We start from the raw sequence: 23,214 nt of genomic DNA, 5'->3' as shown, positions 1-23,214 counted from the left end.
CGCTCGCCGCGGGCCTGCAAGGCATCGTCATTTCCGGCTGGCTGGGTTCGGCGCCGGCCAACATGGCGACATCCTACGAGCTCAACGTGATCGCGGCGGCGGTGATCGGTGGCGCCAATCTCGCCGGCGGCATCGGCGGCCCGCTCGGAGCCATCGTCGGCTGCGTGCTGCTCGAAGTCATCCGCAACGGGCTGGTGCTGGCTCAGGTCAATTCCTACTGGCAGCAGGCCCTGGTGGGCGTGATCATCATCGCGGCCGTCCTGGTCGACCGGCTCCGCTCGCGCCTGCTGTGACCTGATACTGGCCGGGATGTGAACGAACAGGTCTATCCGCGTACCGGCCAGACAATCATCGGGGATAGACATTTTGGAGGGAAAGCCATGAGGAAATTGTTGTACGCCGCTGCGGCGCTCGCGGTCATGCTGGCTCCGGCGCATGCGGAAACCAAATACCGCTTCATCATCGTGCCGAAGGCCATGAACAATCCGTTCTTCGACGTCGCCCGCGATGGTTGCATGAAGCGGGCCAAGGAGCTCGGCAATGTCGAGTGCATCTACAAGGGCCCGGTTGAGCATGAGCCGGCGACGCAGGCGCAGATCATCCAGGACTTCATCACCCAGAAGGTCGATGGTCTTGCGATTTCGGTTGCCGACGTCGCCGCGATGACCAAGTCGATCGACGCTGCGACCGCGGCCGGCATTCCCGTCATTACCTTCGATGCCGATGCGCCGGGCTCCAAGCGCATCGCCTATATCGGCACCAACAACAAGGATTTCGGCCTCGCACTCGGCAAGCAGCTGCTGCAGCTGAGGCCTGATGGCGGCAAATATGCCATCGTCTCCGGCGGTCCGGGCGCCAAGAATCTCGCCGAGCGTGTCGATGGCGTACGCGAAGCCCTGAAGGGATCGAAGTGGGTCGAAGTCGCGGGTTCGCCGACCTTCTGCAACGACGATCCGGCGCTGGCGGTCCAGCAGATGACCGACCTGCGCACGGCGACGCCTGATCTCGGCGCCATCGTTCCGATCGGTGGCTGGCCCATGTTCGCGCCGGAAGGCTACAAGGCCTTCGTCAACCAGAACCGCAAGGATATCGACGCCGGCAAGCTGACGCTGGTGGTGGCGGATACGCTGAAGATGCAGCTTGAGCTGCTGCGGGACGGCTATTCCAACGCGCTAACCGGCCAGCGGCCGTTCGAGATGGGCGAGAAGGCGATGGATACGCTGCTCGCGATCAAGAAGGGTGAGAAGGTGCCCGAGATCATCTACACCGGCCTCGACCTCGTCACCAAGGACAACGTCGCCAAGCTGCTGAACTGAACATAGTTCCTCCCGGGGAAAACTGGCGGTCCGGGCTTCGGCTTCGGTCAAGGCTTGGGCCGCCTCCTTTTTGTTTGCCGACGCGAGGGGGCGGGCTGCTTCCAGGAACGCGAACATTTTTCGAGAGAGGTCTGGACAGGCCGACGGTCTGCCAGAATCTCATAGATCGACGACGATGTCGCGGGTCGGTTGTGAGCAGCAGATGAGAAGATTGCCGTCGGCGGGCATGTCGAGCGGCTCCGGTCCATAGGTGACCGTGCCGGAAACCAGGCCGCTTTCGCAGCTATGACAGACACCAGTGCGGCACGCCCAGCGGACCGGCACGTCGCACGCCTCGGCCAGCTCCAACAGACTTCCATAGGCTGACGGCTTCCAGTGTGCCGCGATGCCGCTTCGCGCGAATGACACCAATGGACCGGTGTCAGCGTCGTCTACGGGCGGATGAGGTGGCCGCGTCGCGCCGCTAACAACGCCGGGCGTCAGCGCCTCGCGACCGCTGAATATTTCGGTGCTGATCCGTGCTGAGGCGACGCCCATCGCCGCAAGCGCCTGTTTCATATCGGCCATGAAACCGGTGGGGCCGCAAATATAGACGTCCGCGTCTCGTGGAATGCCGATCTCCTCCAAGACAGATCGCGACAGATGACCGGTTGCATCGAAATCTTCGCCCAGTCTGCCGCGAGCCCGGCCTGCTGTAGCAAACATAGCTGCGGCTGCGCGGAAGCACGGGCAGGAGACGGCGGACCTCAGCGGCAAACGGGTGATGCTGCCCGTCGCGCGCCGAGTGCAGCCACAGGAGTTGTCGCGCCGGAAGAGCCGCTGCCAGCGCGTGCAGCATGGCCAGAACGGGCGTCGCTCCGATTCCGGCGCTGAGCAGCACGACGGGCCGCTCCCCGGATTGTAGGATGAAGCTGCCTCTTGGAGAGCTGACGTCGAGAACATCGCCGATCCGGACGTGGTCGCGCAGGTAGGTTCCAGCGACCCCATTCGGCTCGACCTTCACGCTGATCCGACACTGTTCAGTCGAGGCGGGTCCCGAGAGCGAGTAGCTGCGAAAAAGTGCTGGCCCATTGTGCGTCGGTCGCAGACGCAGGACGACGTACTGACCGGGAAGAGCCGCGGGCAGGGGCTGACCGGCGGGATCTCGCATCGACAGCGAGATGACGTCCGCGGACTCATGATCGATTGCGGCGATCGCCAGCGGACGAAATCCTGGTGCAACGGGATGCGCTGCTGCTGCCGGCGCGAGCCCCGCGTTGCCTGCGGCAGCGTTCGCTTGGCTCCCCAGCAAAGCCTCGAACGACCGCCGCCATCCCGGCGAAAGCGCTGGGATCCGCAAGGCGTGCCGCAGGCGGTCGCGCGGATGGCTCGGAGAATAGAGCAGCGCGTTGATCTCTGCGACCGTCATTCGCTCTCCCGCCTCTCCCACCTTCACGATATCGTTGCCAGCACCGACATCTCCTTCCTGCAAGACTCGGAAATAGAATCCTGGACGTCCGCTGGACGTCAGCAGCGCCGGCATCCGCGGTTCATTCGTCCGAATGCCAACGCGATAGCAGGTCACGCGAGGTTGAGTGACCTCGAACACGGCGCTGCCGATCTGATAACGGTCGCCGATACACACGTTATCGTCCGGCAATCCTTCGACCGTGAAGTTCTCACCGAACTGTCCGTGGACGAAATCGCTCCGTTTCAGATGGTCTTGCCAGTAGCGGTACGAGTCGATCTGGTAGACGAAAACAGCCCGCTGCTCCCCTCCATGGCCGTGCAGGTCTCCCTGACCATCTCCGTCCAGATTCAGGCGGTTCACCCGGCAGCGGCCGTGCACGGGATTTTTCCAGATGCCGGTGTGCACAGTGCGCCCCTTCCACGCGATATCTCGCGGAAGTCCAACGTTCACGGAAAGCAATCGTGCCATGTCATGTCCCGCTGTTGGGAGCCGGATGTTCGTGACAGCAGCCGCGCCGGCGGACGCGAACTGATGGACTATCTCGGTCAGGTCAAGGTTGCGACCAGGAGCGCACGAGGCGGCCGCCGGAACAATCCCACGCTTTGGCCATCCATATGACCACCGAAGCCAGGTAGAGCCGCTACGTGTTGCTGATGTTAGTCGGAGAACGTCGGTCCGTCGAGAGGATGGCATTTCACGGTTCCGCCACAGCGTTTGGCCGCGCCGAGCCATGACCGCATAGCCCGGACCAAGAGAGAATCTTTCTGCTTGATCGGAGCAGGTCTTCCTTCGCATGGAATGACTTCGGCGTATGAGAAGCGTGCGGGCTGCAAAGATGCAGTGTCTTTGATGATGACGATGAAAGTTGAAAACGAAGCGCACTTCCTCCGTGTCGTATTGTTCGCCGCGGCTCCCAACTCGAAGCTCGTCCCGGCGGCCTGGGACCAAAATGAAATCTGACGACATGCTCTTTGAGATATTGCGAACGGCCGACCCGAGATTCAGCCCAAGAACACAGAGGCGGATGGCGAGGGCGGACGATGTAGCGGTGCCGCATCATTGACAGATTTCGATATCTGACTTAAGTCAGATATTATGCTCGACCCGGTTTCCCGCGTCCGCCGCTTCAACCGCGCTGTCACCTCGGAGGTCGGCGCGCTCGATACCTCGTTCCTCGGACGCGGACGGCCGCTCGGGGCAGCCCGCGTGCTGAATGCGATCGGACACGGCCGCAGCGACGTCGCTGAGCTGCGCGACTACCTCGCGCTCGACTCCGGCCTGATGAGCAGGCTCCTGCGCAGCCTGGAGGAGGAGGGGCTGGTGACGACGAAGCCGCATCCGGACGATGCGCGCCGCCGCCTTGCCAAGCTCACCGCCGCCGGCCGGCGCGAATTCGAGGCCTATGAAACGCTCTCCAATGCCCAGGCCCAGGCGATGCTCGCACGGCACAGCCAGCCTGAGGCGCTGCTGGCGGCGATGGACATGGTCGCGGCTGCGCTTGGACGCAACCGCATCAGCATTGCCGAGGTGGATGCCAGGGGAGAGCAGGCGCGCTACTGCCTCGGTGAATATTACGGCGAGCTGTCGCGCCGGTTCGAACGTGGTTTCGACGTGGCTCGATCGCGCGATCCGGATGCTGTCGACATGATGGCTCCGCGCGGCGCCTTCTTCATCGCTCTGTCCGACGGGCTGCCGCTCGGCTGCGTCGGGCTGAAGGGGACGGGCGGGGCGGTCGCGGAGATCAAACGGCTGTGGGTCGCGCCTGCGGCGCGCGGCATCGGCCTGGGGCGGCGCCTGATGGATGCGGCCGAAGATGCCGCGCGAAAGCTGTCGATCAAGATTCTTCGGCTGGACACCAACAGTGTCCTCTCCGAGGCCAGGCAACTGTACCGCCGGACCGGCTGGACCGAGATCGACCGCTTCAACGACGATCCCTATCCCGATCTGTTTTTCGAGAAGCGTCTCTGAGGTCAGCGCAGCGGAGGCAAGCCGGCTGGCTGCTCCGCGGGCGCGTCTATGACGCTCCGACCTATTCCGGGAGGTGCAGCCGCGCCGACGGTAGACAGCCAGTGCTATCCCATATGGCGTCAAGCAGGTCGGGGCCTCATGGTTCGAGACGCGCGGCTTTGCCGCGCCCTCACCATGAGGGTCTACGATTTCGCCGCGGAAAATGCCCTCATCCTGAGGAGGCCGCCGCAGGCGGGCGTCTCGAGGGATGGCCGCAAAGAAGACTGCCCGAGGCTATTTCTAGCCATATGCGATAGCCCTTGGGGTAGACCGCGCGGTCAGGGGGAAGCCCAGTCTGGACTATGACGTCAACGGTCAATTGCGGCTCGTCACCACCACGCCGGGCCATTGCGCCATGAACGGCTGCGAGGCGTGCTGTTCGGTCTCGGGAGTGCGTACGGCCCGTCTCACACGGTGAGTCCTGTGCATCCGGGCGATCGAGCTGGTGGCGTCGCGAGCCGTTTCGATGCGTGCGATCTGCTGGCGCAGCTCGCCGGTGCTCGCGCGCAGCGCGTCGATGCCGATCTCATTGTTCGCCGCACTGGCCCGCAGGCCGCCCAGTTCGCCTGCGGTGTCTTCCTGTGCCGAGCGCAAACGGATCGTGTAGCGCTTCAGCATGGCGACATCAGCCTCGAGCTTGTCAGCAGTATCGCGGCGGCGCGCCTCGTTCTGGTAGGTAACCATGCGCAGCGTGGCGAGGCCGGTCTCGGCGCTGGTGAGGCTGGAGCGGAGCTGCAGGAGCTCTCCGGAGGTATCGTCTTGGCGTTCGTGCAGTTTGGCCGTCTCGGCCTTGAGCTGGCTGAGCTCCGCCGTCAGGGCGGCAACGCGCGTCTCGAGACTGGGCGACCCGTCGATCGCGAAGGAGATGCCCTTGGCTCCGCCACCGCTCCACCACATCACGCCGAGGCTCGCGGCGAACGCCACACTCAGCACGATTCGTAAAGAGGGCGCGCCGCTGCTCTGTGGGAGCTCCGGCGTCTTGGTTGGGGTGCTCATCGACAGGTCTCCGGGATGTGATCGAAAGCATTATGATCAAATTAAGGTTGCTAATGTTCTAAGCATGCGGTGCCGGCGGAACATTTCTTCCACGTAGATTTCCGGGGGAGCGCGGCTAGGCAGGCAGCGACAGAGATGTGCGCCCACTGACATTGCTGGCGTGAAACGCACTCAAGGTTGAGTTCCGTCCTCCGTTCGACGACAGCTTTTTTGAAGGCGGGCGTGGATGAGCCGGTGTTGGCACCTGCGTTTCCAGAATGCCGGAAACACTTCGCAGCTGTTCCGGATCATGCTCTAAATCCGACCATGACCGACACCCCGACCCCTGCCGCACCGTCGACCTTCGACGAGCTCGCCGAAGCGATCAGCCATCGCCGCTCGGTCTACGGCCATATCAGCGGCCTGAGGATGGACCGTTTCGCGCCCGGAGAAGCCTGGTCGACCTTGCCCTATCGTCCGGTCTTCGTCGGTGACAGCGACACCGGCGTGATCCATGGCAGCGTCGTCACCGCGATGCTCGACGAGAGCTGCGGCATGGCGGTGCAGCTCGCGCTGGACGGCACCCGCGCGATCGCCACGCTCGATCTGCGCATCGATTATCAGAAGCCGGCGACGCCCGGGCTCGACATCAAGGCGCATGCCGTGTGCTTCCGCGTCACCCGCTCGATCGCCTTCGTGCGTGCCACGGCCTATCAGGACGAGGAGAGCGCGCCGGTCGCCACCGCGACCGCCTGTTTCATGATCGGCGCCAACCGCACCAACATGCTCACCGACCGGCCGGCTTTCGCCGGCGCACCGCCGCCACTGGAGGCGCCTGACGATGCGACGCCGCCATTCGCCACCAGCCCGTTCGCGCGCTGTCTCGGCATCCGCCTCGCCGAGAACGAGACCTTTATCATGCCGTTCTCGCACCAGATCATCGGCAATCCGGTGCTGCCCGCGATCCATGGCGGCATGACCGGCGCGTTCCTCGAGACCGCGGCGGTCGTCACCGTGATGCGTGAGCTCGGCGCCGCCGCGCCGCCAAAGCCGGTCGGCCTGACCATCAACTATCTGCGCTCCGGGCGGGCGCTCGACAGCTTTGCGTCAGCGTCGATCGTCAAGCAGGGCCGCCGCGTAGTCGCCTTCGAGGCGCGGTGCTGGCAGGACGATCCGGCCAAGCCGATCGCAACCGCATTCGGCCATTTCCTGCTGCGGCAGGCGCCGGGACAGGATCAGGACTGAGGAAACAGGGTCGGCCTAATCCCGCCCGTCTGCAATTTCTTCCCGAAGGTCGCGGACAGCGATGCCCCATCGACAGTGCCGGAGCCATGTCATCGCGGTAACCGCGTCTTGACGGCACAAGCTCACTTCGATAGCGTTACAAGCCGTAGCATTTCGGTGGAGCGGCCGGATGCGACGATTCAAATGGCTGCTTTTCTTACGGAGATGTCGGATGAAACTCATCGCATCGCTGTGGACGATGGCCATCGCGCTTTGCCTCTCGGGCACGGCGCTCGCCGATGAGCTCGCGACCCCAGGCGATGCAGCCAGCCTGGGATTCTCGGCCGCGCGTCTGGCGCGGATCGCGCCGTGGTATCAGGCGCGCTTCGATGCCTTCCCGCCCTCAGCGGGACTGGTGCCTGGGGCCGTCGTCGCAATCGCCAAGGGCGGCAAGCTCGCTTATTTGCAGGCCATCGGCTTCCAGGACCGCGCCAGGACGGTCCCGATGAAGCCGAATTCCATCTTCTGGATCGCCTCGATGTCAAAGCCGGTGACAAGCGTCGCCGCCATGATCCTGGTTGATGACGGCAAGCTCGATCTCGACGCGCCTGTCGGCCGTTATCTGCCCGAGCTTGCGGATATGCGGGTCGCGTTCCAGAAGACGGACGTTGCCACCGGCAAGACGGAATACGGCGTCGGTCTGCCTGAACGACCGAAGCGCGCGATGACGGTGCGCGATCTGTTGCGCCATACGTCCGGGCTCATCTACCCGGAAATGGATTTTGCCTATCCGGAAAGGGGCCTTGCGGATACGTCGGCCGATTTCGGAATTCGGGCGATCCATATGCTCTATGGCTGGCGGGCCGTGTACCGGCGCGACAAGACGCTGGCGGACTTCGTGTCCAGCCTCGCCAGCCTGCCGCTCGCGCATCAGCCTGGCGAGGTCCATGAATATGGCTGGAGCGTCGCCGTGCTGGGCCGGGTGATCGAAGTGGCTTCGGGGCAGCCCTTCGACCAATTCCTGCAGAACCGCATCTTTGCGCCGCTGCAGATGGTGGACACCGGTTTCTATGTGCCGGAGGCCAAGCTCGATCGCCTTGTCGATTCCCCGATGCCGGAACGTCCACCGATCTGGGACGTCACGAAGCCGCCGAAGCTGTTTTCCGGCGACGGCGGACTGGTGTCGACCGCGCCCGACTATCTCCGCTTCTGCCAGATGCTGCTGAATGGCGGCGAGCTCGATGGCGTGCGCGTGCTCAGCGCCCAGGCGGTGAAGCAGATGACGACGAACGCGCTATCAGCCGATGTCAGCATCTTCGGCGGCGACGAAGTCGGCGCCCGTGCCGGCACCACCTTCGGGCTCGGCTTCGCCATCCGCACCAATCCTGTCTTCAGCTGGATACCTGGAGCCGTTGGAAGCTTTTCCTGGGCCGGGCACTGGGGCACCTATTTCTGGATCGATCCGGCGGAGCAGTTGATCGGCATTCAGATGATCCAGGCGACGCCGGGCAGCAAGGCGCGCGAAGCCCTGCTGTCCGCCGGGATCAATCATCTGACCTATGGCGCATTGACGATTGCCGCGCCGTCCTCGTCCGCACCGCCGGCCGTGCCGACAATGCCGAGTCCTGAGGCGCTCGCCGACTATGTCGGAACCTATGACTTCGGCAGCTCCGTGAGTTCGCACGACAAACAGGGCCTGGCCGATGGCAAGAACGGATGGCTTGGAATCGAGGCGTTCGTCGCGATGGAGCCAGGAGGCCTGAGGATCAACCACCCGACCCCTGGTAGCCCCGCAGCCAAAGCCGGCGTGACGCCGGGTGATCTCGTCACTGAACTTGACGGCGCGCCGCTCAAAGACCTCTTGCTCGCCGACGTCCTGGCCAGGCTGCGCGGGCCAGCCAATACGACGGTCGAAATGAAGATCGTCCATAAGGGGCAAGACAGCGCAAGCGATCTCAGCGTCGTGAGAGCCGCCCGCCGCGCCAATGCTGTCCAACTTCAGCTTCGCGTCGAACAGAGCAGGCTAGTCGCGGAGGCGACCGGGGCCTGGCCGATCTTTGAATTCGAGAAGGACAAGGCGACGCCGCTCGCGGCCACATCAAGCAGTGCATTCATCGCAGACGACGACGATCACACCAGGATCGCTTTCGTCAGGGATGCCGCAGGCGAAGTCTCCGGGCTGATCCTGAATCCTGGACCTGAGCAGCTGACAGCGGCCATGATCACGCCGCGGCAAAAATAGCGTGTCGCCGCCGGCGCGTATGCGCAGCAAGTCAAAGAGCGCAGGCGGGTCTTCGCGAGGAGTTGAACGTCAATTGGTCGCGCACGACCGTTCGACATTCCATGGATCAGCGCCGATGCCAACATTTGCATCGCATTTGGCTTGCAAATGTTGGCGTCAAAGCACGATTGGACCGGCTGACTTATCGACGTAAGCCGACGCCAGGGATCTGACGGTTGGTTCTGGTTGTTGCGGCGGCCAGGTCGCGAAGGTCAGGGTTGCGCCGCCCATCTGGTGTGATCCGGATGCTTATGGCTCTTGCCGATCGAGCCGGTCGCATCCTTGATGGTCTCCATGCGCTTGATCCGCTGGCGGATCTCGTTCGTGGTCGCGTGAAGCGACGCCACGCCGATCTCGCTGTTCGCAACGCCGGCGCGCAGCGAGCTCAATTCAGTCGCGGTGTCGTCCTGCGATAGACGGAGGCCGAGCGTCTCTTCCTTCAGCTGGGCGATATTCTGCTCGATCTGAGCGGTGCTGTCGCGCCGACGCGCCTCGTTCTCGTCGGTGGTGGTGCGCAGCGATGAGAGACCGATCTCGGCATTGGCAAGGCCGGCGCGGATATGGGCAAGCTCCGCAGAGGTGTCGCCTTGACCGTCGCGCAGCTTGGCGGTTTCGGCTTTGACCTGGGCCAGCTCTGCGGTCAGGACCGCAACGCGGTCGTCGATCGTCATGCGGCTTTCGCTCGCGAAGGAGAGGCTGTGGGGGTCGAAGCCCCAGATCATCATGCCGGCGCCGGCTACGAGCGCCAGACCGATGGTGAAAGGGGCGACCGTGCCGCGATGCGTAAACGCATCCGGCGTCATTGCTGGTTTACGCATGTACTGATCTCCAGGATTTGAATGAATAAATTATCGTCACCTTCAGGTTGCTAATCCCCTAACTACACGGGTTCCATCTGGAAGATTCACCTACGTAGATTTGCGGACACGGCTTGCCCGGATACAGGAAGGACGTTCGAGCAAAGGCCGAGCGCTCGCGCTGATCGATCATTGTTGCAAGTCGACGATGGGGATCGCGATGACGCCTGGTCCGTTTCGGATCGAATGCCGGCTTGACCTCGCAGCACTGTCTCATCGTGCATTGCACGATGAGACAGTGCTCAGTGATGCCACGGGCCTATTCGCTGGCGGCGTGTTGGTCGTGATCATGATCGGGCGGCAGGGTGCGGCCCGTCAAACCGTCCCAGAAGTCGCATTGATGAACCGTCGCAAAGTTCGTCTCCGTGGCCGGAGTCGGCGGGACCAGCGACAGCATCACCTGCCGGTCGCGATGGAAGCGGGGCCAGTGCGGTTGACCGAAGCCATTCGGATTGCCGCTGCGCGCGAACTCCGTCCAGTAACCGACCATGCGGTCCGAGAGCTTCTGCTGATTGGCATCGAGCGGCGTCTGCGCAAGGTTCAAGCCGTAGCCAGACGGGTTGGCCGTCGGGAAGATGTACTGGAGCTCGGAAGCGTGCGATGCGCCGTAGGGGAAGCTCGCCGGAGGCAAAAAGTTCTGCGGCGCCTTCTCGTCGCTGAACTCATAGGTGAAGGTCGGGACGAACGGCGACGCAAGCTCGTCGGCGAACCGTGCCGTGCAGGCGAAGTTGGCATCCGTCCCCGCAGCACCAGCCCCCTGGTCGTAGGTCGGGAATTGGGCGGGGACCGGATAACGGCTCGCGACCAGTGGCGCCTGCGTCGCGGTGGTGCCGGTGAGGACCGCGATCGCCGCGACATAGGTGCTCGCGGTGATCGGGCCGCCGGCGAGGTCGAAGTTCTGGGCCACGAACAGGTTGTACTCGTCATGATTGGTGCCGTTGATCAATGGCACGCGGTTGAACTGGCCCGAGCCGAGCGCAGATCCGATCGACTGCGTCAGCAGCTTGCCGTCCACATTGGGGACGGGAAGGGATCCGACATAGGCGAGCGCCTGGTTGGCGAGAATGGTCGACACGCCGAGGCCACGGAGGCAGGCGAGCATATCGGCGGGGTTCGACTGATTGCAGCCGACGGCGGTCGCGAACTTGCCCCCGGCCGCCTCGGCCTGCGCCAGCGTCGGCTCGGCCAGCGCATAGGTGCCGCTCTCGACGATGGCGCGATGGAACAGGCCGTGCGCCGTGGGCGAGACCAGGTTGGTCAGCGTGCTCAGTCCTCCAGCCGACTCCCCGAAGATCGTCACCCGGTCCGGATCACCGCCGAAGGCCCTGATGTTTCGCCGCACCCACTTCAGCGCAGCCTGCTGGTCCTGGATGCCGTAGTTGCCGGAGCTATGCTCGGGAGATTCGGCTGTCAGCGCCGGATGCGCCAGGAAGCCGAGCGCACCAAGCCGATAGTTGATCGTGACCACGATCACCCCGCGCTGCACCAGCTTGACCGCGTCATACTCATTGCTTTCGCCGACCGTGAGGCCGCCGCCATGGATCCACAGCATCACGGGAGATGCGTCATCGCCGCCGAAATCGTGGTCGCCGCGGCGATTGGGAGCGAACACGTTGAGGAACAGGCAATCCTCGGTCTGTGTGGCATTGCCATAGGGCGAGAAGGTCTGCGGACAATGATTGCCGAACTGCATCGCGTCCTGCGTGACGCGCGACGGCGTCACCGGCTGCGGCGCCTTCCAGCGCAGGCTTCCGGTGACCGGCTGGGCATAGCGCACGCCGAGGAATTCCCGCATCGTGCCGGTGGTGTCGATCTTGCCCTGGAAGGTGCCGTCCGGAGCCGTCACCAGGGTTGAGGAGGCAAGTGCCGGCGTGGCGCATGCGGCTATGCCGCACAGCAGCACCGCGCCGATCGCGTCGCGCAGCGGCGGATGGATACGCGCCGATCGTCGTTTCATCGAAGCGGGTTTCTCTTCGAGCATGACTTTCCTCCATAATGTTTTTGTTTGCTTGATGCAGTGCGGCGCAACTTGAACCGTTGCGCAACCCAACATTGCATTCTTTCCTCTCCTCGGCAACGAAGGCACGACGAAGATGTGACACGGTGGAAGGAACTCGCGGTGCTGGTGCCTGGGGATGTGGAGATGGATTGTCGCTGTGTTGCCGGAGAGTCCGCGCGAACGTAGTCTCGCGTACCAAAGGAAGCGATCTGGGGCACATCAGGATGAGGTTTCTGGCGCTGTATCTGATCCTGCTTGTGTCAGCAAACGTTGCGCGCGCCGATGACACCGTCTTCAAGGTTGGCGTCACGACGCGCGACTTCACACCAGTCGAGCCCTATGATTGGCGCGGTGCCAGGACTCACGTACTCCGCGTGATGATCTGGTATCCGGCCGCGGCCGAGGCGAGCGAGGAACCGCAATGGATCGGGCCGCCCTTCGTCCCTTATTTCAGTGCAGGCAGCGCTGCGCGGGATGCGGCGCCCGCGGCTGGGTCCAAGCATCCGCTCGTTCTTCTGTCGCATGGGGCCGGCGGCACGGCGGCGGGGATCGCCTGGCTCGGCACGGCGCTCGCGGCGCACGGCTTCGTTGCCGTCGCAGTCAATCATCCCGGCAACAATGCGCTGGAGGATTTCACGGTCGAGGGCTTTTCGCTGTGGTGGCTGCGCGCGGTCGATCTCAGTGTCGTGCTCGATGCAATGCTCGCCGACAAGACCTTTGGCAGCTTGATAGATCCCGCGCGCATCGGTGCCGCCGGTCATTCGGCTGGCGGCTACACCGTCATCGCCGCGGCCGGCGGCATCACCGATCCGGCGCAGCTCGAGGCGTTCTGCCGCTCGCCCATTGCCGACGCCCTTTGCCGGCCGCCGCCGGAAGCGTCCGGGATGCGCGAAAAGAGATTGGCGCGTCTGAGCTCAGATCCCGACTTCCGGCAACGCTACGAACGGGCCGGCCAGTCCTATCGCGATCCGCGCATCCGTGCCGCGCTGGCCATGGCACCGGGGCTGGTGCCGATGTTCACAGAGGAGAGCCTCAACGCCATCTCGCTTCCGATCGCGATCATCAGTGGAGATGCTGATGAGATCGCGCCGTCCGCCTCCAACGCCGAGGCGCTCGCCAGGCAGATCCCGCATGCGACGCTGAAGCTTGTTCCGCATGCCGGCCACTATGTCTTCTTTGGCACCTGCACGATGCTGGGACGCATGATGGTCCGCACCGCCTGCCGCGATCCTGATGGTGTCGACCGCGATGCTGTCCATGCCGAGACGATTGGATTGGCCCTCGATTTCTTCGCGGCGAGTCTCCGCTAAGCGTGAATCTCGGATCCTCTCCGCTAGCCGCGCACCGCGCTCTTGAACGCGGCCGAGAGCGCATCAAGCGCGTCACGCGCGCGGCCCTCTTTGACCCGGGTGTGAAGCAGCACCGGCAGGCGCGGCAGATCGGGCAGTCCGAGCTTGGCTCCAACGTCGACCGCGCCGAACGGCACCATGCGCGGCGCCAATGCAGCTACGCCGAGTCCGGCCATCACCGCTGCGGCGACCGCCGCAACGCCGCCGCCGACGAAGATTTCCGTCCATGGCACGCCGGCCGCATCGAGCAGCTGCCCTGCGAGTGCGCGCACGCCGCAGGGCTCGGCCATGGTGGCGAGGGGCAGGGGCTCGCCCAAGCGATGCTGCCAGCCGGGCGCTGCGAACCAGCTAAAATCCTCGTCGGTCAGGACGTTCCCGTCGCTGCGCCCGGCATGCATGCGGACGATCACCGTGTCGAGCTCGCGGCGGTCGAAGCTTTGCAGCAGGTCGGCTGAGGATCCGATCCGGATTTCGATTACCAATCGCGGGTCCTGCGCGTTCATGCGCGCGATCAGCATCGGCAGCTCCGGCCCTGCGACGTGATCGCTGATCCCGATGGTGAGGCGCTGCCGGGCGCCGGCAAACAGGGCGAGCGCGCGGTCGTGGACGACAAGGAGCTCGCGGGCGTGATCGAGGAAGGCGGCGCCCCGCGCGGACAGCTGCACGTAACGTGGCGTCCGCTCTATCAGTCGGCAGCCAAGTCTGTCTTCGAGCCGTTTCAACTTCAGGCTGACCGCCGCTTGCGTCGTTCGCATTGCGTCGGCCGCGAGGGTGAAGCTGCCGAGCTCGGCGATGCGGACGAAGGCGTGGACGGCATCCAGGTCGAGGGGGCGCTGGGTCATTTTCGATCGTTATCACTGATATCAATATCGATAAGATACTAAAATGTTGGGATGGCTCCTAGGGTGGGAATGGAAGACATGAAAGGACCCGTGATGCCGATCAGCCACATTGCCTTGCGTGCCGGAAAACCGGTCGCCTACCGCCAGGCGATCTTCGATAGCCTCTATCGCGCGATGCGTGATGCGCTCGACGTGCCCGACGACGATCAGTTCATGACCATCACCGAGCACGACGCCGCGAACTTCCGCTACGGCCATGCCTTCGGCGTTGACCGCAGCGACGACCTCGTGTTCATCCAGGTCATCGTGTTCGATACCCGCACGGCGGAGCAGAAGAAGGCGCTGTTTCGGCGTATCGCGCAGCTGCTGCGCGAAAGTCCGGGCATCCGGCCCGAGGATGTGTTCGTGACCGTACTTGAGGCCGCTAAAGAGAACTGGTCCGTCGGCCACGGCCTCGCGCAGTTTGCGTGAGTCCACTGCGCGTCGAGATCACGCCATCACAGGCCACGCTCTGCGCCCCTCAGGCGTGCAGCCACGCAGTGCACTGCGCAATTAGGTGAGGTCCAAGCACCGCTACGGTAAATTAGTTACCATTAGTTCAGGTGCTGGAATACGGGCATCGACGAGATTCAAATGCATGTCGATGCCATGTCGCTCATCATGCGAAGGCTTCGCAGATTGCATGAGTGATGACATCGCAGGTGCCAGGGTGTGGTCGTTCGCCGCGGCCGCGCCTTGTGGCGATCCCGCCGACGCCACGATTCGTCGCAGCCGGGAATAGAAGCTGTTCAATTCGCGGGGCGCAGAGACGGGTCGGCGGCGGAAATTCCGTGCTGCCCGCTTCTGCTGTCTGCTCCGCTACTTAGCATCACTTGCCACGCGGGCGTCGTCAACGTCACACGAAGGCGCATGCCGTCTTGACCGACGTGGTCAAAAGCGACGTCATTGTGATGCGGTATTGAACATAGCTGGCCGATCCGCCCACGAAAGGATCACAGAAAGGCGCAGGGTTCCAACGGGTTCCGGCCCATCGACGCCGGCTTTCGTAAACAACTTGAAACAATTCCGTGAACGCGGCGGTCCGTGAGACCGACGGGTTGCGGGGCGGCGAACTGGCGGAAGCCCGGCGCGTCCAGAATCAATTCCTTGCGGAGGAAACTCCATGCCACGAGAAGGCCACTCTCGCGGGCGCGTCTTGACGCGTCTGCTGCTGATCCTGTTCGTCGTGATGTCAGCCGCGGCGATGCTTCGACCGGATCCTGCCTCCGCGCTGCCGAGCTTTGCGCGACAGACCGGACTTGGATGCGGCGCGTGTCACACCGAGTTTCCGCAGCTCACTCCGTTCGGCCGGCGTTTCAAGATCGGCGGCTACACACTCGGCTATGCCACCGCGGCCGCGAACGGAAAGCCTGGATATTCGCCGTTCCCGACCAAGGCCACGCCTTCCGATCCGATCAAAGAGATTGGCGAATGGGTGCCACCGGTGTCGGTCCAGGTCATCTCCAGCTTCACCCACACCGCGACGCCGATGGACACCGCCGGATCGGCACCCTACCTCAAGCCGAACGATAATTTCGAGCCGGTCCAGGCCGCGAGCATCTTCTATGGTGGCGCGATCACGGACCACGTCGGTGCGTTTGCTCAGTTTACCTACAACGCACAGCCGTTCGGCCCGCCGCTGCCGCATCAGTACTCCTGGGATCTTCTCGACGTCCGCTACGCCAACACGACCAATATCGGGGGGATGCCGGTGGTCTATGGCGTATCGGTCAACAACAATCCGACGGTGCAGGACCCCTGGAATTCGACCCCGGCATGGGGCTTTCCATTCGTCGCCACCAACCTCGCCAATACACCTGATGCCAAGACACGCATCGACCAGGGCTTTGCGGCCCAGGTGCTCGGCGTGAGCGCCTATGCGTTCATCAACGATCAGCTCTACCTGGAGGCCGGCGGCTACCAGACGCTCAGGCCCGGCACACTCAACTCGCTCGGAATTGCGCCATCCGACACCACGCCGACGCAAGCCATCGCACCCTATTTCAGGGCCGCGTTCGAGCAGCAATGGGGCAAGCACAATATCGAGTTCGGGACCTTCGGACTGATCGCGGATACGGGGCTTCCCTACGGAGCTCCCGGTCCCGGGACCAATCGCTTCACGGATATCGGCTTCGACACGCAATACCAGTACCAGGGCGACGGCTACTGGTTCACCCTGCGTGGCACCTATATCCACGAGAAGCAGGATCTTGCTGCGAGCTTCGCCAACGGCGTGTCCGCCAACCTGACCAACACGTTGAATACGTTCCGCATCAACGCCGCGCTCACCTATGGCACCGACGGCAAGGTGATCCTGACCGGCGGCTATTTCAACACCTGGGGGACCGCCGATTCGCTCCTCTATGCCGGCCATAGCACCTTCAAGCCGGATACTGATGGCTACACCGTCGAGATCGCCTATCAGTTCTTCGGCAAGAACAACGCGCCGAAGATATGGCCGTGGTTCAATTCACGAATCGGCCTGCAATATACTGCGTACAACAAGTTCAACGGCGCCAAGTTCAATTTCGACGGCATGGGAACGAACGCGCGGGACAACAACACGTTGCTGGCCTACATCTGGACCACGTTCTAACTAACTGGTGCCTCGGTTCTGACGTTCGTATTGTTTGACAGCGCGCTCGTCGACGGACGTCAGGACCGAACACCAGGCTCGCTATGAGCTTTTGAACAGCGCCGTCGCAGCCGATCTGGCGTCCGGTCGTTCTCACCCGATCCGGACGCGCCCGCTCATCGCGTTCATGAGCCCGATCGTGGCATTCGTCATCTTGACCATGCCGACCCCGAGGTTGTGGCTCGCATTGCGCATTCTCTCGAGCTCGTTGATCGCTGCACGCTCGGTTGCGGCCTGGTCCGCCTGTGCAGGTGCGGGCGTCGGCGCGGTCGGCCCGCGCGGCTCGGCAACAGGCTCCTCACGCATATTGTCGGCCACCGATTTCATCATCTCCACTCTCATCTGGGCGATATGATCGAGAACCTGGGCCAGCTGCTGCTGCTGATGCTCGAACTGCTGCGCCTGTGCCAGCACCGGTTCGAGCATCCACAGCATCGCGGGGAGCTCGTTGGCCCATTGCTGCAGGACGGTGTTTCGCAGCATCGGATCGAGCAGGGGCCATTGCGCCCGGGTGGTGGCCAGGAGCAGCGGCGCGTTTGCGTACCAATTTCGCGTCCAAGGCGGAAGCTGCTGAAACAAGCCTGCTAAGTGCTGCCGCCAGAGCGGTCGCACTGTTGGCGTGACGTCGATCAGATCCACCCCGCGGACCTGCGCGGCGATGAAATCGATCAGATCGAGCGCGGCATCCGCCGCCTCCTCCGTCAGAGGCGGAGGACCATAGTTCAGAATGACGTTCGACATGCGCGTTCTCCTCGCTGCGATGGCTTCGCGCTCGTCAGCCCTGTGGCCGCCGTCTTTCTTCAAGGCGGCGCGGCGCGCAGGTCGCGCGGCTTTCATTCGCGGGTGGGTGCGGGGCGAAAGTGCGAGCCGATCTCGCGAATGAATGCGGGTGCGATGCTCGCCTGGTCCTTCGACGAGAGGCCCGCCTTCTTGAAGGAGAAGGAGCCGATCTTGAACTCGATTCCGCCGGACAGGATCAGCCAGACAAATCCGATCGCCGCCGCGCCGGTCAGAATGCCGAAATCCGCCTGGGCATCGAAGAATTCGTCCAAAGCGCGTGCCACGATCTCGTTGCCGCCTGGCTGCTCGGAGAGGGCCTCCAGCCCTTGCCGCGCCAGATCGCCGGCAGCGCGGCCGCCGATCGACTGACTCGTCCAGTCCGGGTCGGCGCCGAGTGCCTCGAGCTCGCCGCGCTGGTCGAACGCTTTGACGCTGTTCGTGACCTTGCCAAGCAATGCGCGATCATCGAGATCGGCAAATGTCGGAGCGGAAAACGCTGCTTGCACGAGCGAGTTCGCGACATGGATCGCCTGCTTGTCGTTGAGGGCTGCGATGCGATCCTTCACATCAGCGGCTTGCATGGTCATGCGGCATCTCCTTCCAGGGTGGCGAGGCTGAGGACGAATGGTGCCCAGTGGTAGGGATGGGCGAAGGGACCGCCTTCGTTGCGCAGCGCCAAGGCCGCGTGACGACAGGCGGCGGCCCTGCTCATCTCGCCCTTGAGCCAGGCATCGTAGAAGCGGGCGAAAAATCGTCCGGCCGACGGGATGTCGACGTTCCAGGCGGTCGCGATCAGCGAGGATGTTCCGGCGCCGAAGAAGGCCCAGACCAGACCGAGCGCTTCGCGGGAGGTGATCTCGGTGACCACGCCCGAGACGCAGGCGCGCAGACTCACATGCGCAGCCGAAAGCCGCAGCGCCGAGACCTGCTCAGCGGTGAGCCAGTCCCCATCCGTTCCGCGCAATGCCAGTCCTCTCTCGCGCAACGGCCGGGCGACTTGCACGTCCCCATGGGTCGCAAAGTGCAACAGCAGAGTCTCGCTTAGATCTTGACAGGTCCCGCGAAGAGCCTCCAGCAGGGCGTCACGGCCGAGCTGTGCGCCGTCGACCATGCGCGTGGGCATGCGCGCACTCAGCGCGCTGAGGCCTTCCTGCGCCACGCCGCCCAGGCGCTCGCGTTCGCCAGGTGCCGGCGCGGTGTAGCAGATGGCGCGGCCCGGCACGGGCGCGGGCGTGCGCCCGACGAGCAGCGCCGCCGTGGGCGTGTTGACGATCGCGGCGCGCGCCAACAGCGGCTCGCCGCCGACCGGGAGCATGCCGAGCGGGACGTTGTGGATCGGACCGTCGGCGCTCACGACGATCGTGTCGCGTTCCGCAGCGATGGTGCCGTCGTCGAAAAACGGCGCCAGCCAGGAGACCAGCGGCGCGAGCACCTCGATCACCGGCTCGAACGGACGCGCTTCCGGATGGGCCGGATCGATCTTCGCCGCGGAGCGCAGACTGCCGCCGCCCGCGACCAGAAGTTGGATCTTGCTGATGGCCGCTGCGATCTGAATGGCGCTGAGCCTGATCCGCGCGAACGTGCAGGGGCCCTCGCACGGCACCAGCAGCGCCAGCGTCCCGACCTCGCCCGGCGGGCTGTCGGGAGGCGCGGTCGTGTCCGCCAGGAACGCGACCAGGTGACGGCGGCCTTTGGCCTTGCGCTCGGCCAAGAGGTCACGAACGGACTGGAGAAATGTCGCCGGAGTCATGGGCTGGCGCGACGAGGCCGTCGGTCGCAGCTCGGCGAGGATGCGGGCCTTGCTGGTTTCGATGGCGTGCAACGCTGCGGCGTCGTCGCGAAGGTCGAATGCGATCTCGGCCGTGACCCAAGAGAGGTGCCTGAGATAGACGGACACGCCGGCGCGCAGCTTGGGATCGACGATCAACAGCCGGCGCTCATCGATCCGTTCTGCGATCTCCAGAAGCCGCATCAGCGCGTCACGCTTGCGGCCCAGCCGCTTCAGAGCAATGGCCTCGATCCAACGCGCGGTTGTCGCGTCTTCCCACATCTTCAGCCGATCCGCCGTCCGGATGACGTTCGGCAAAATGTTGCCGAGTGCGCTCAACTGGGCTTGATCGTGGCCCGCCGAGATGAGCGTCGACATGCAGGACTCGCAGACGGCGAGCAGATGGTGGATCGGAGTTCGGCTCGTCTGCAGCCGGGCCGCCTCGCGCGCGAGCGTTTCGAGATCGCGCGGCGGCTGCGGGAAGGCGGCAAGATCGACGTTCTCCGTCGTCTGTTCGATCGTCGCGTCGAAGCGCAAGCCGGTCTCCGCCAGCGCTCGGGCCTGCGCCGGATCGGCCTGCAGCCATTGCCGCGTCAACGCCAGCACGCGTTCAGGATCGAATGTCCCGACCGTCTCGTCTGGGCGGCGGAGAATCTGGTCGAGCTTCTGATCGAGCCGCGCCACCACCGGGGCCGACTCGGCGGAAACGCCCGAGCTCCGAACGGCCGCGAGCAGATCACGCGCGCGCTCGTAATAACCCTGACTCAAGAGGGCTTCTGCGGAATTGACCTGCAGATCGGAGGCGGCATCATTTCGGCCTTGCTCACCGAGCAACGCCGACCAGGCGGATGCATGCGCGATCAATGTCTCGCCGTCACCGGCATTGAAGGCATTCGCGCCATAATTCATGATCGAGGTCACGAGCAGTTCGGCGCGCAGCCCTGGGGCGAGCGCAGAGGCCGAAAGGTACTCGATCAGGCCCCTCCAGATTGCGGCAGCCGAAACGAGATCGCCGCTCTGCTGCGGCAGCCAGTTTGCGAGCAGCTGGGCGCCGATCACTCGCGTCTCGAATGCGTCGGCTACAAGGTACGATACGATCTCCTGAGCTTGTACGGCCGGAAGTCCGAGTTCGCCGACCCAGGCGAGCGCTGTCGCGTCCGCACGCTGCGACACGGCGTCCAGCGTCAGCTTGGCGACGTCGATCTCATCCTGGCTCGAGCGAGTCATCTTGGACCCTCATCGAGAGTGACGGCGTGTCGGGCAGTGCGGACGAAAGCGCTTCACGGTCAGCGGGGGCAATCACAGGCGCCGACCTTCAACTCATGCGAGTGTATCCCTGCGAGGCAGCAGCGACAAGGGCTGAGGCGATGGAGTCGCGCGTGTGCGAGCAGGAATCCGTCGCGGGCTCACTTCCGGCTGCACGCGGCTCACGCCATCGCCGGCATATACTCCGCGGCCGCCGCAAGGCTCGGCGCCACCACGAGCTCGAGCTGCTGGCGCAGCCAGCGATGCATCGGGTCGTCGTGATGGCGCAGATGCCAGACCATGTACATCGGCATGTCGGGACATTCGACCGGCACGGGCGCCACCGCGAGCCCACGCAGCATATGCGCGCGCAATAGTCCCGGCAGCGTCGCGATCATCCGGCTGCCGCGCAGGAAGGGACCAATCCCGCCAAAGCCGGGCACCTGGGCTGCGAAGCGCCTGACAATGCCGCGGTCGGCGAGAACGTCGTCGATGTCGAGCTGTCGCATCGGCTCATACAGCACGGTGACGTGGTCGGCGGCGAGATAATCTTCCAGCGTTGCCGGCGCCTCCCGCTGCGCTGAGTCGTAGAACACCCGATAGCTGTCAGTAAACAGCCGCTTCTGCAGGATGTCGGTCCCCTCAGGTGGCCGGGGCGTGATGATGAGCTCGCAGCGCTCCTCGCGCAGCATCTCCGGCGCGGGCGCGCCAGAACGGATCACGCGCAAGCGCAGCCCAGGCGCCTGCGCGCGCACATAGCGCAGGAAGGATGGCAGCAGAAGATCGCGCTGCAGATCATTGGCCGCGATCGTGACCGTCTGCGAGATCTGGCCCGGCTCGAACGCGCAGGCGTGCGAGAAGCTTCTGAGCCCATCGAGCAGGGCGCGGGCGCGAACGGCCAGCAGCTGCGCATGCGCGGTCGGCACGATGCCGCGACCGGATTTGACGAACAGCGGATCGCCGGTGATCGCGCGCAGCTTGTCGAGCAGATGGCTGACGGCCGACTGGGTCACGCCGAGCCGCTGCGCGGCGCGCGTCACCGAGCCTTCCTCGATCACGGCCAGCAGCAGCTGCAGCAGATGGCCGTCGAGGTCCAAATGATCGAATTGGCTCATGGATCAGATCGAATGGGCAGCCTTTATTACCGGATGTCGTGTGCCGATAGTGCAGAGATGAGCCGCGCCGCATTTGATCCAGCTCAAATCGCGCGCGCCACAACACCAATGGGAGAGGACAATGCCAAGGACGACCGCCCGGCAGCCCGTGCCCGGTACCACCATCTTCGACGGTGAGCAGGCCCGCAAAGGCTATGCGCTGAACAAGATGTGCTACTCGTTCAATGACGCCGCCAATCGCCGCGCCTTCGTCGCGGACGAGGACGGCTATTGCGCCAAATACGGGCTGAACGCGCAGCAGCGCGAGGCGATCAGGAGCCGCAATGTGCTGCAGCTGATCGAGGCCGGCGGCAACGCCTATTACCTCGCCAAATTCGCCGGCATTTTCGGGCTGGACATGCAGGACATTGGCGCCCAGCAGACCGGCCTCACCAAGGACCAGTTCAAGGCCAAGCTGTTGGCGGCACGAGGGTAGGGGAGGGATTAGTTATGGCAAAAATCGTTGGATGCATCACCACCTCGCATGTGCCCGCCATTGGCGGCGCGATTGCCAAGGGCCTGCAGCAGGATCCGTATTGGAAGCCGTTCTTCGATGGCTTCCCGCACGTGCGCGAATGGCTCGGCAAAGTGAAGCCGGATATCGTCGTGCTCGTCTATAACGATCACGGGCTCAACTTCTTCCTCGACAAGATGCCGACCTTCGCAGTCGGGGCGGCCGACGAATATCGCAACGCCGATGAAGGCTGGGGCATTCCGCAGACCGCGCCTTTCAAGGGCGATTCCGAATTCTCCTGGCACCTGATCGAGCATCTGGTGGCGGATGATTTCGACCTCACCACCTGCCAGGAGATGGTGGTCGATCACGCCTTCACGCTGCCGATGGCGCTGTGCTGGCCGGATCAGAAATGGCCGGTCCGTGTCGTGCCTGTCGTGGTCAACACGGTCCAGGCGCCGTTGCCGTCGGCGGCGCGCTGCTACAAGCTCGGGCAGGCGCTGGCGCGCGCGATCGAGTCCTGGCCGAAGGATCAACGGGTCGTGATCATGGGCACCGGCGGCCTGTCGCATCAGCTCGACGGCGAGCGCGCCGGCTTCATCAACAAGGACTTCGATGAGAAGTTCATGGACAGCATGGTCAACGATCCGGCCTGGGCGACGAAATATTCCACCACCGAGCTGGTCGAGCTGTCAGGCACGCAGGGCGTCGAATTGCTGAACTGGATGGTGGCCCGCGGCGCGCTGCCGGAAAAGGTGCGCAAGGAGCATGCGAACTACCACATCCCGATCTCCAACACCGCGACCGGATTGATGGTGCTGGAGCCGGCGTGACGCGGA

Annotated in this window: 17 protein-coding genes and 2 pseudogenes; 10 read left to right on the top strand and 9 right to left on the bottom strand. The window is 64.1% G+C overall.

Annotation, left to right across the window (positions count from 1 at the left end; translation table 11 throughout):
* Positions 1-293 (top strand): annotated as a pseudogene (locus BRAS3843_RS18285) (ABC transporter permease); the annotation flags it as partial.
* 87 nt (positions 294-380) lie between these two features.
* Complete coding sequence (locus BRAS3843_RS18280) at positions 381-1,316, top strand: sugar-binding protein (RefSeq protein ID WP_008970473.1); 936 nt, start codon at positions 381-383, stop codon at positions 1,314-1,316.
* Between the two features lie 159 nt (positions 1,317-1,475).
* Here the strand turns inward: BRAS3843_RS18280 and BRAS3843_RS18275 are convergent.
* Positions 1,476-3,234, bottom strand: a pseudogene (locus BRAS3843_RS18275) (MOSC and FAD-binding oxidoreductase domain-containing protein).
* A 627-nt stretch (positions 3,235-3,861) separates the two neighbouring features.
* Here BRAS3843_RS18275 and BRAS3843_RS18270 point away from each other — a divergent pair.
* Positions 3,862-4,734: a bifunctional helix-turn-helix transcriptional regulator/GNAT family N-acetyltransferase gene (locus BRAS3843_RS18270; RefSeq protein ID WP_008970469.1), complete on the top strand. Its 873-nt coding sequence runs from the start codon at positions 3,862-3,864 to the stop codon at positions 4,732-4,734.
* 354 nt (positions 4,735-5,088) lie between these two features.
* On the opposite strand, the gene BRAS3843_RS18265 is transcribed toward BRAS3843_RS18270, so the two are convergent.
* Positions 5,089-5,769 (bottom strand): hypothetical protein, encoded by a 681-nt coding sequence (locus BRAS3843_RS18265; RefSeq protein WP_008970468.1) that lies wholly within the window; start codon positions 5,767-5,769, stop codon positions 5,089-5,091.
* Between the two features lie 306 nt (positions 5,770-6,075).
* On the opposite strand from BRAS3843_RS18265, the gene BRAS3843_RS18260 reads away from it, so the two are divergent.
* Positions 6,076-6,993, top strand: a complete 918-nt coding sequence (locus BRAS3843_RS18260; RefSeq protein ID WP_008970467.1) for a PaaI family thioesterase — start codon at positions 6,076-6,078, stop codon at positions 6,991-6,993.
* Positions 6,994-7,204: 211 nt separating this feature from the next.
* Positions 7,205-9,214 (top strand): serine hydrolase, encoded by a 2,010-nt coding sequence (locus BRAS3843_RS18255; protein ID WP_008970465.1) that lies wholly within the window; start codon positions 7,205-7,207, stop codon positions 9,212-9,214.
* Between the two features lie 251 nt (positions 9,215-9,465).
* Here the strand turns inward: BRAS3843_RS18255 and BRAS3843_RS18250 are convergent, their stop codons facing one another.
* Both BRAS3843_RS18250 and BRAS3843_RS18245 read right to left on the bottom strand, forming a co-directional pair.
* On the bottom strand, positions 9,466-10,071 hold the full coding sequence (locus BRAS3843_RS18250) for a hypothetical protein (RefSeq protein ID WP_008970464.1): 606 nt from the start codon (positions 10,069-10,071) through the stop codon (positions 9,466-9,468).
* Between the two features lie 298 nt (positions 10,072-10,369).
* Positions 10,370-12,091, bottom strand: coding sequence for a carboxylesterase family protein (locus tag BRAS3843_RS18245; protein ID WP_008970463.1), 1,722 nt, complete (start codon positions 12,089-12,091; stop codon positions 10,370-10,372).
* A gap of 242 nt (positions 12,092-12,333) precedes the next feature.
* On the opposite strand from BRAS3843_RS18245, the gene BRAS3843_RS18240 reads away from it, so the two are divergent.
* A complete protein-coding gene (locus tag BRAS3843_RS18240; RefSeq protein ID WP_008970462.1) occupies positions 12,334-13,419 on the top strand; it encodes an alpha/beta hydrolase in 1,086 nt (361 codons plus the stop codon).
* A gap of 23 nt (positions 13,420-13,442) precedes the next feature.
* On the opposite strand, the gene BRAS3843_RS18235 is transcribed toward BRAS3843_RS18240, so the two are convergent.
* Positions 13,443-14,300, bottom strand: a complete 858-nt coding sequence (locus BRAS3843_RS18235; RefSeq protein WP_008970461.1) for a LysR substrate-binding domain-containing protein — start codon at positions 14,298-14,300, stop codon at positions 13,443-13,445.
* Positions 14,301-14,393: 93 nt separating this feature from the next.
* On the opposite strand from BRAS3843_RS18235, the gene BRAS3843_RS18230 reads away from it, so the two are divergent.
* Together BRAS3843_RS18230 and BRAS3843_RS18225 are read left to right on the top strand one after the other, a co-directional pair.
* Complete coding sequence (locus BRAS3843_RS18230; protein WP_035982069.1) at positions 14,394-14,771, top strand: tautomerase family protein; 378 nt, start codon at positions 14,394-14,396, stop codon at positions 14,769-14,771.
* A gap of 724 nt (positions 14,772-15,495) precedes the next feature.
* Positions 15,496-16,935 (top strand): hypothetical protein, encoded by a 1,440-nt coding sequence (locus tag BRAS3843_RS18225; RefSeq protein WP_050886465.1) that lies wholly within the window; start codon positions 15,496-15,498, stop codon positions 16,933-16,935.
* Between the two features lie 132 nt (positions 16,936-17,067).
* Here the strand turns inward: BRAS3843_RS18225 and BRAS3843_RS18220 are convergent, their stop codons facing one another.
* The 4 genes from BRAS3843_RS18220 to BRAS3843_RS18200 form a co-directional block, all read right to left on the bottom strand.
* Positions 17,068-17,715, bottom strand: coding sequence for a hypothetical protein (locus BRAS3843_RS18220; protein WP_008970456.1), 648 nt, complete (start codon positions 17,713-17,715; stop codon positions 17,068-17,070).
* Positions 17,716-17,807: 92 nt separating this feature from the next.
* Entirely contained in the window at positions 17,808-18,341 is a 534-nt protein-coding gene (locus BRAS3843_RS38940; protein ID WP_008970455.1) for a hypothetical protein, read from the bottom strand.
* Positions 18,338-20,749, bottom strand: coding sequence for a CHAT domain-containing protein (locus tag BRAS3843_RS18205; protein WP_008970454.1), 2,412 nt, complete (start codon positions 20,747-20,749; stop codon positions 18,338-18,340). Before BRAS3843_RS18205 ends, BRAS3843_RS38940 begins: the two co-directional genes overlap by 4 nt.
* Before the next feature lie 200 nt (positions 20,750-20,949).
* Positions 20,950-21,882 carry a LysR family transcriptional regulator gene (locus BRAS3843_RS18200; RefSeq protein ID WP_008970453.1) on the bottom strand — a complete coding sequence of 311 codons (933 nt, stop codon included), beginning with the start codon at positions 21,880-21,882 and terminating at the stop codon, positions 20,950-20,952.
* 121 nt (positions 21,883-22,003) lie between these two features.
* Here BRAS3843_RS18200 and BRAS3843_RS18195 point away from each other — a divergent pair, with 121 nt between their 5' ends.
* Both BRAS3843_RS18195 and BRAS3843_RS18190 read left to right on the top strand, forming a co-directional pair.
* Positions 22,004-22,357, top strand: coding sequence for a protocatechuate 4,5-dioxygenase subunit alpha (locus tag BRAS3843_RS18195; RefSeq protein ID WP_008970452.1), 354 nt, complete (start codon positions 22,004-22,006; stop codon positions 22,355-22,357).
* Between the two features lie 14 nt (positions 22,358-22,371).
* Entirely contained in the window at positions 22,372-23,208 is an 837-nt protein-coding gene (locus BRAS3843_RS18190; protein WP_008970451.1) for a class III extradiol dioxygenase family protein, read from the top strand.
* The last annotated feature ends 6 nt before the right edge of the window (positions 23,209-23,214 follow it).

This window comes from Bradyrhizobium sp. STM 3843, assembly GCF_000239815.1.
GTDB lineage: Bacteria > Pseudomonadota > Alphaproteobacteria > Rhizobiales > Xanthobacteraceae > Bradyrhizobium.
This window is presented reverse-complemented; position numbering and strand designations above follow the sequence as displayed.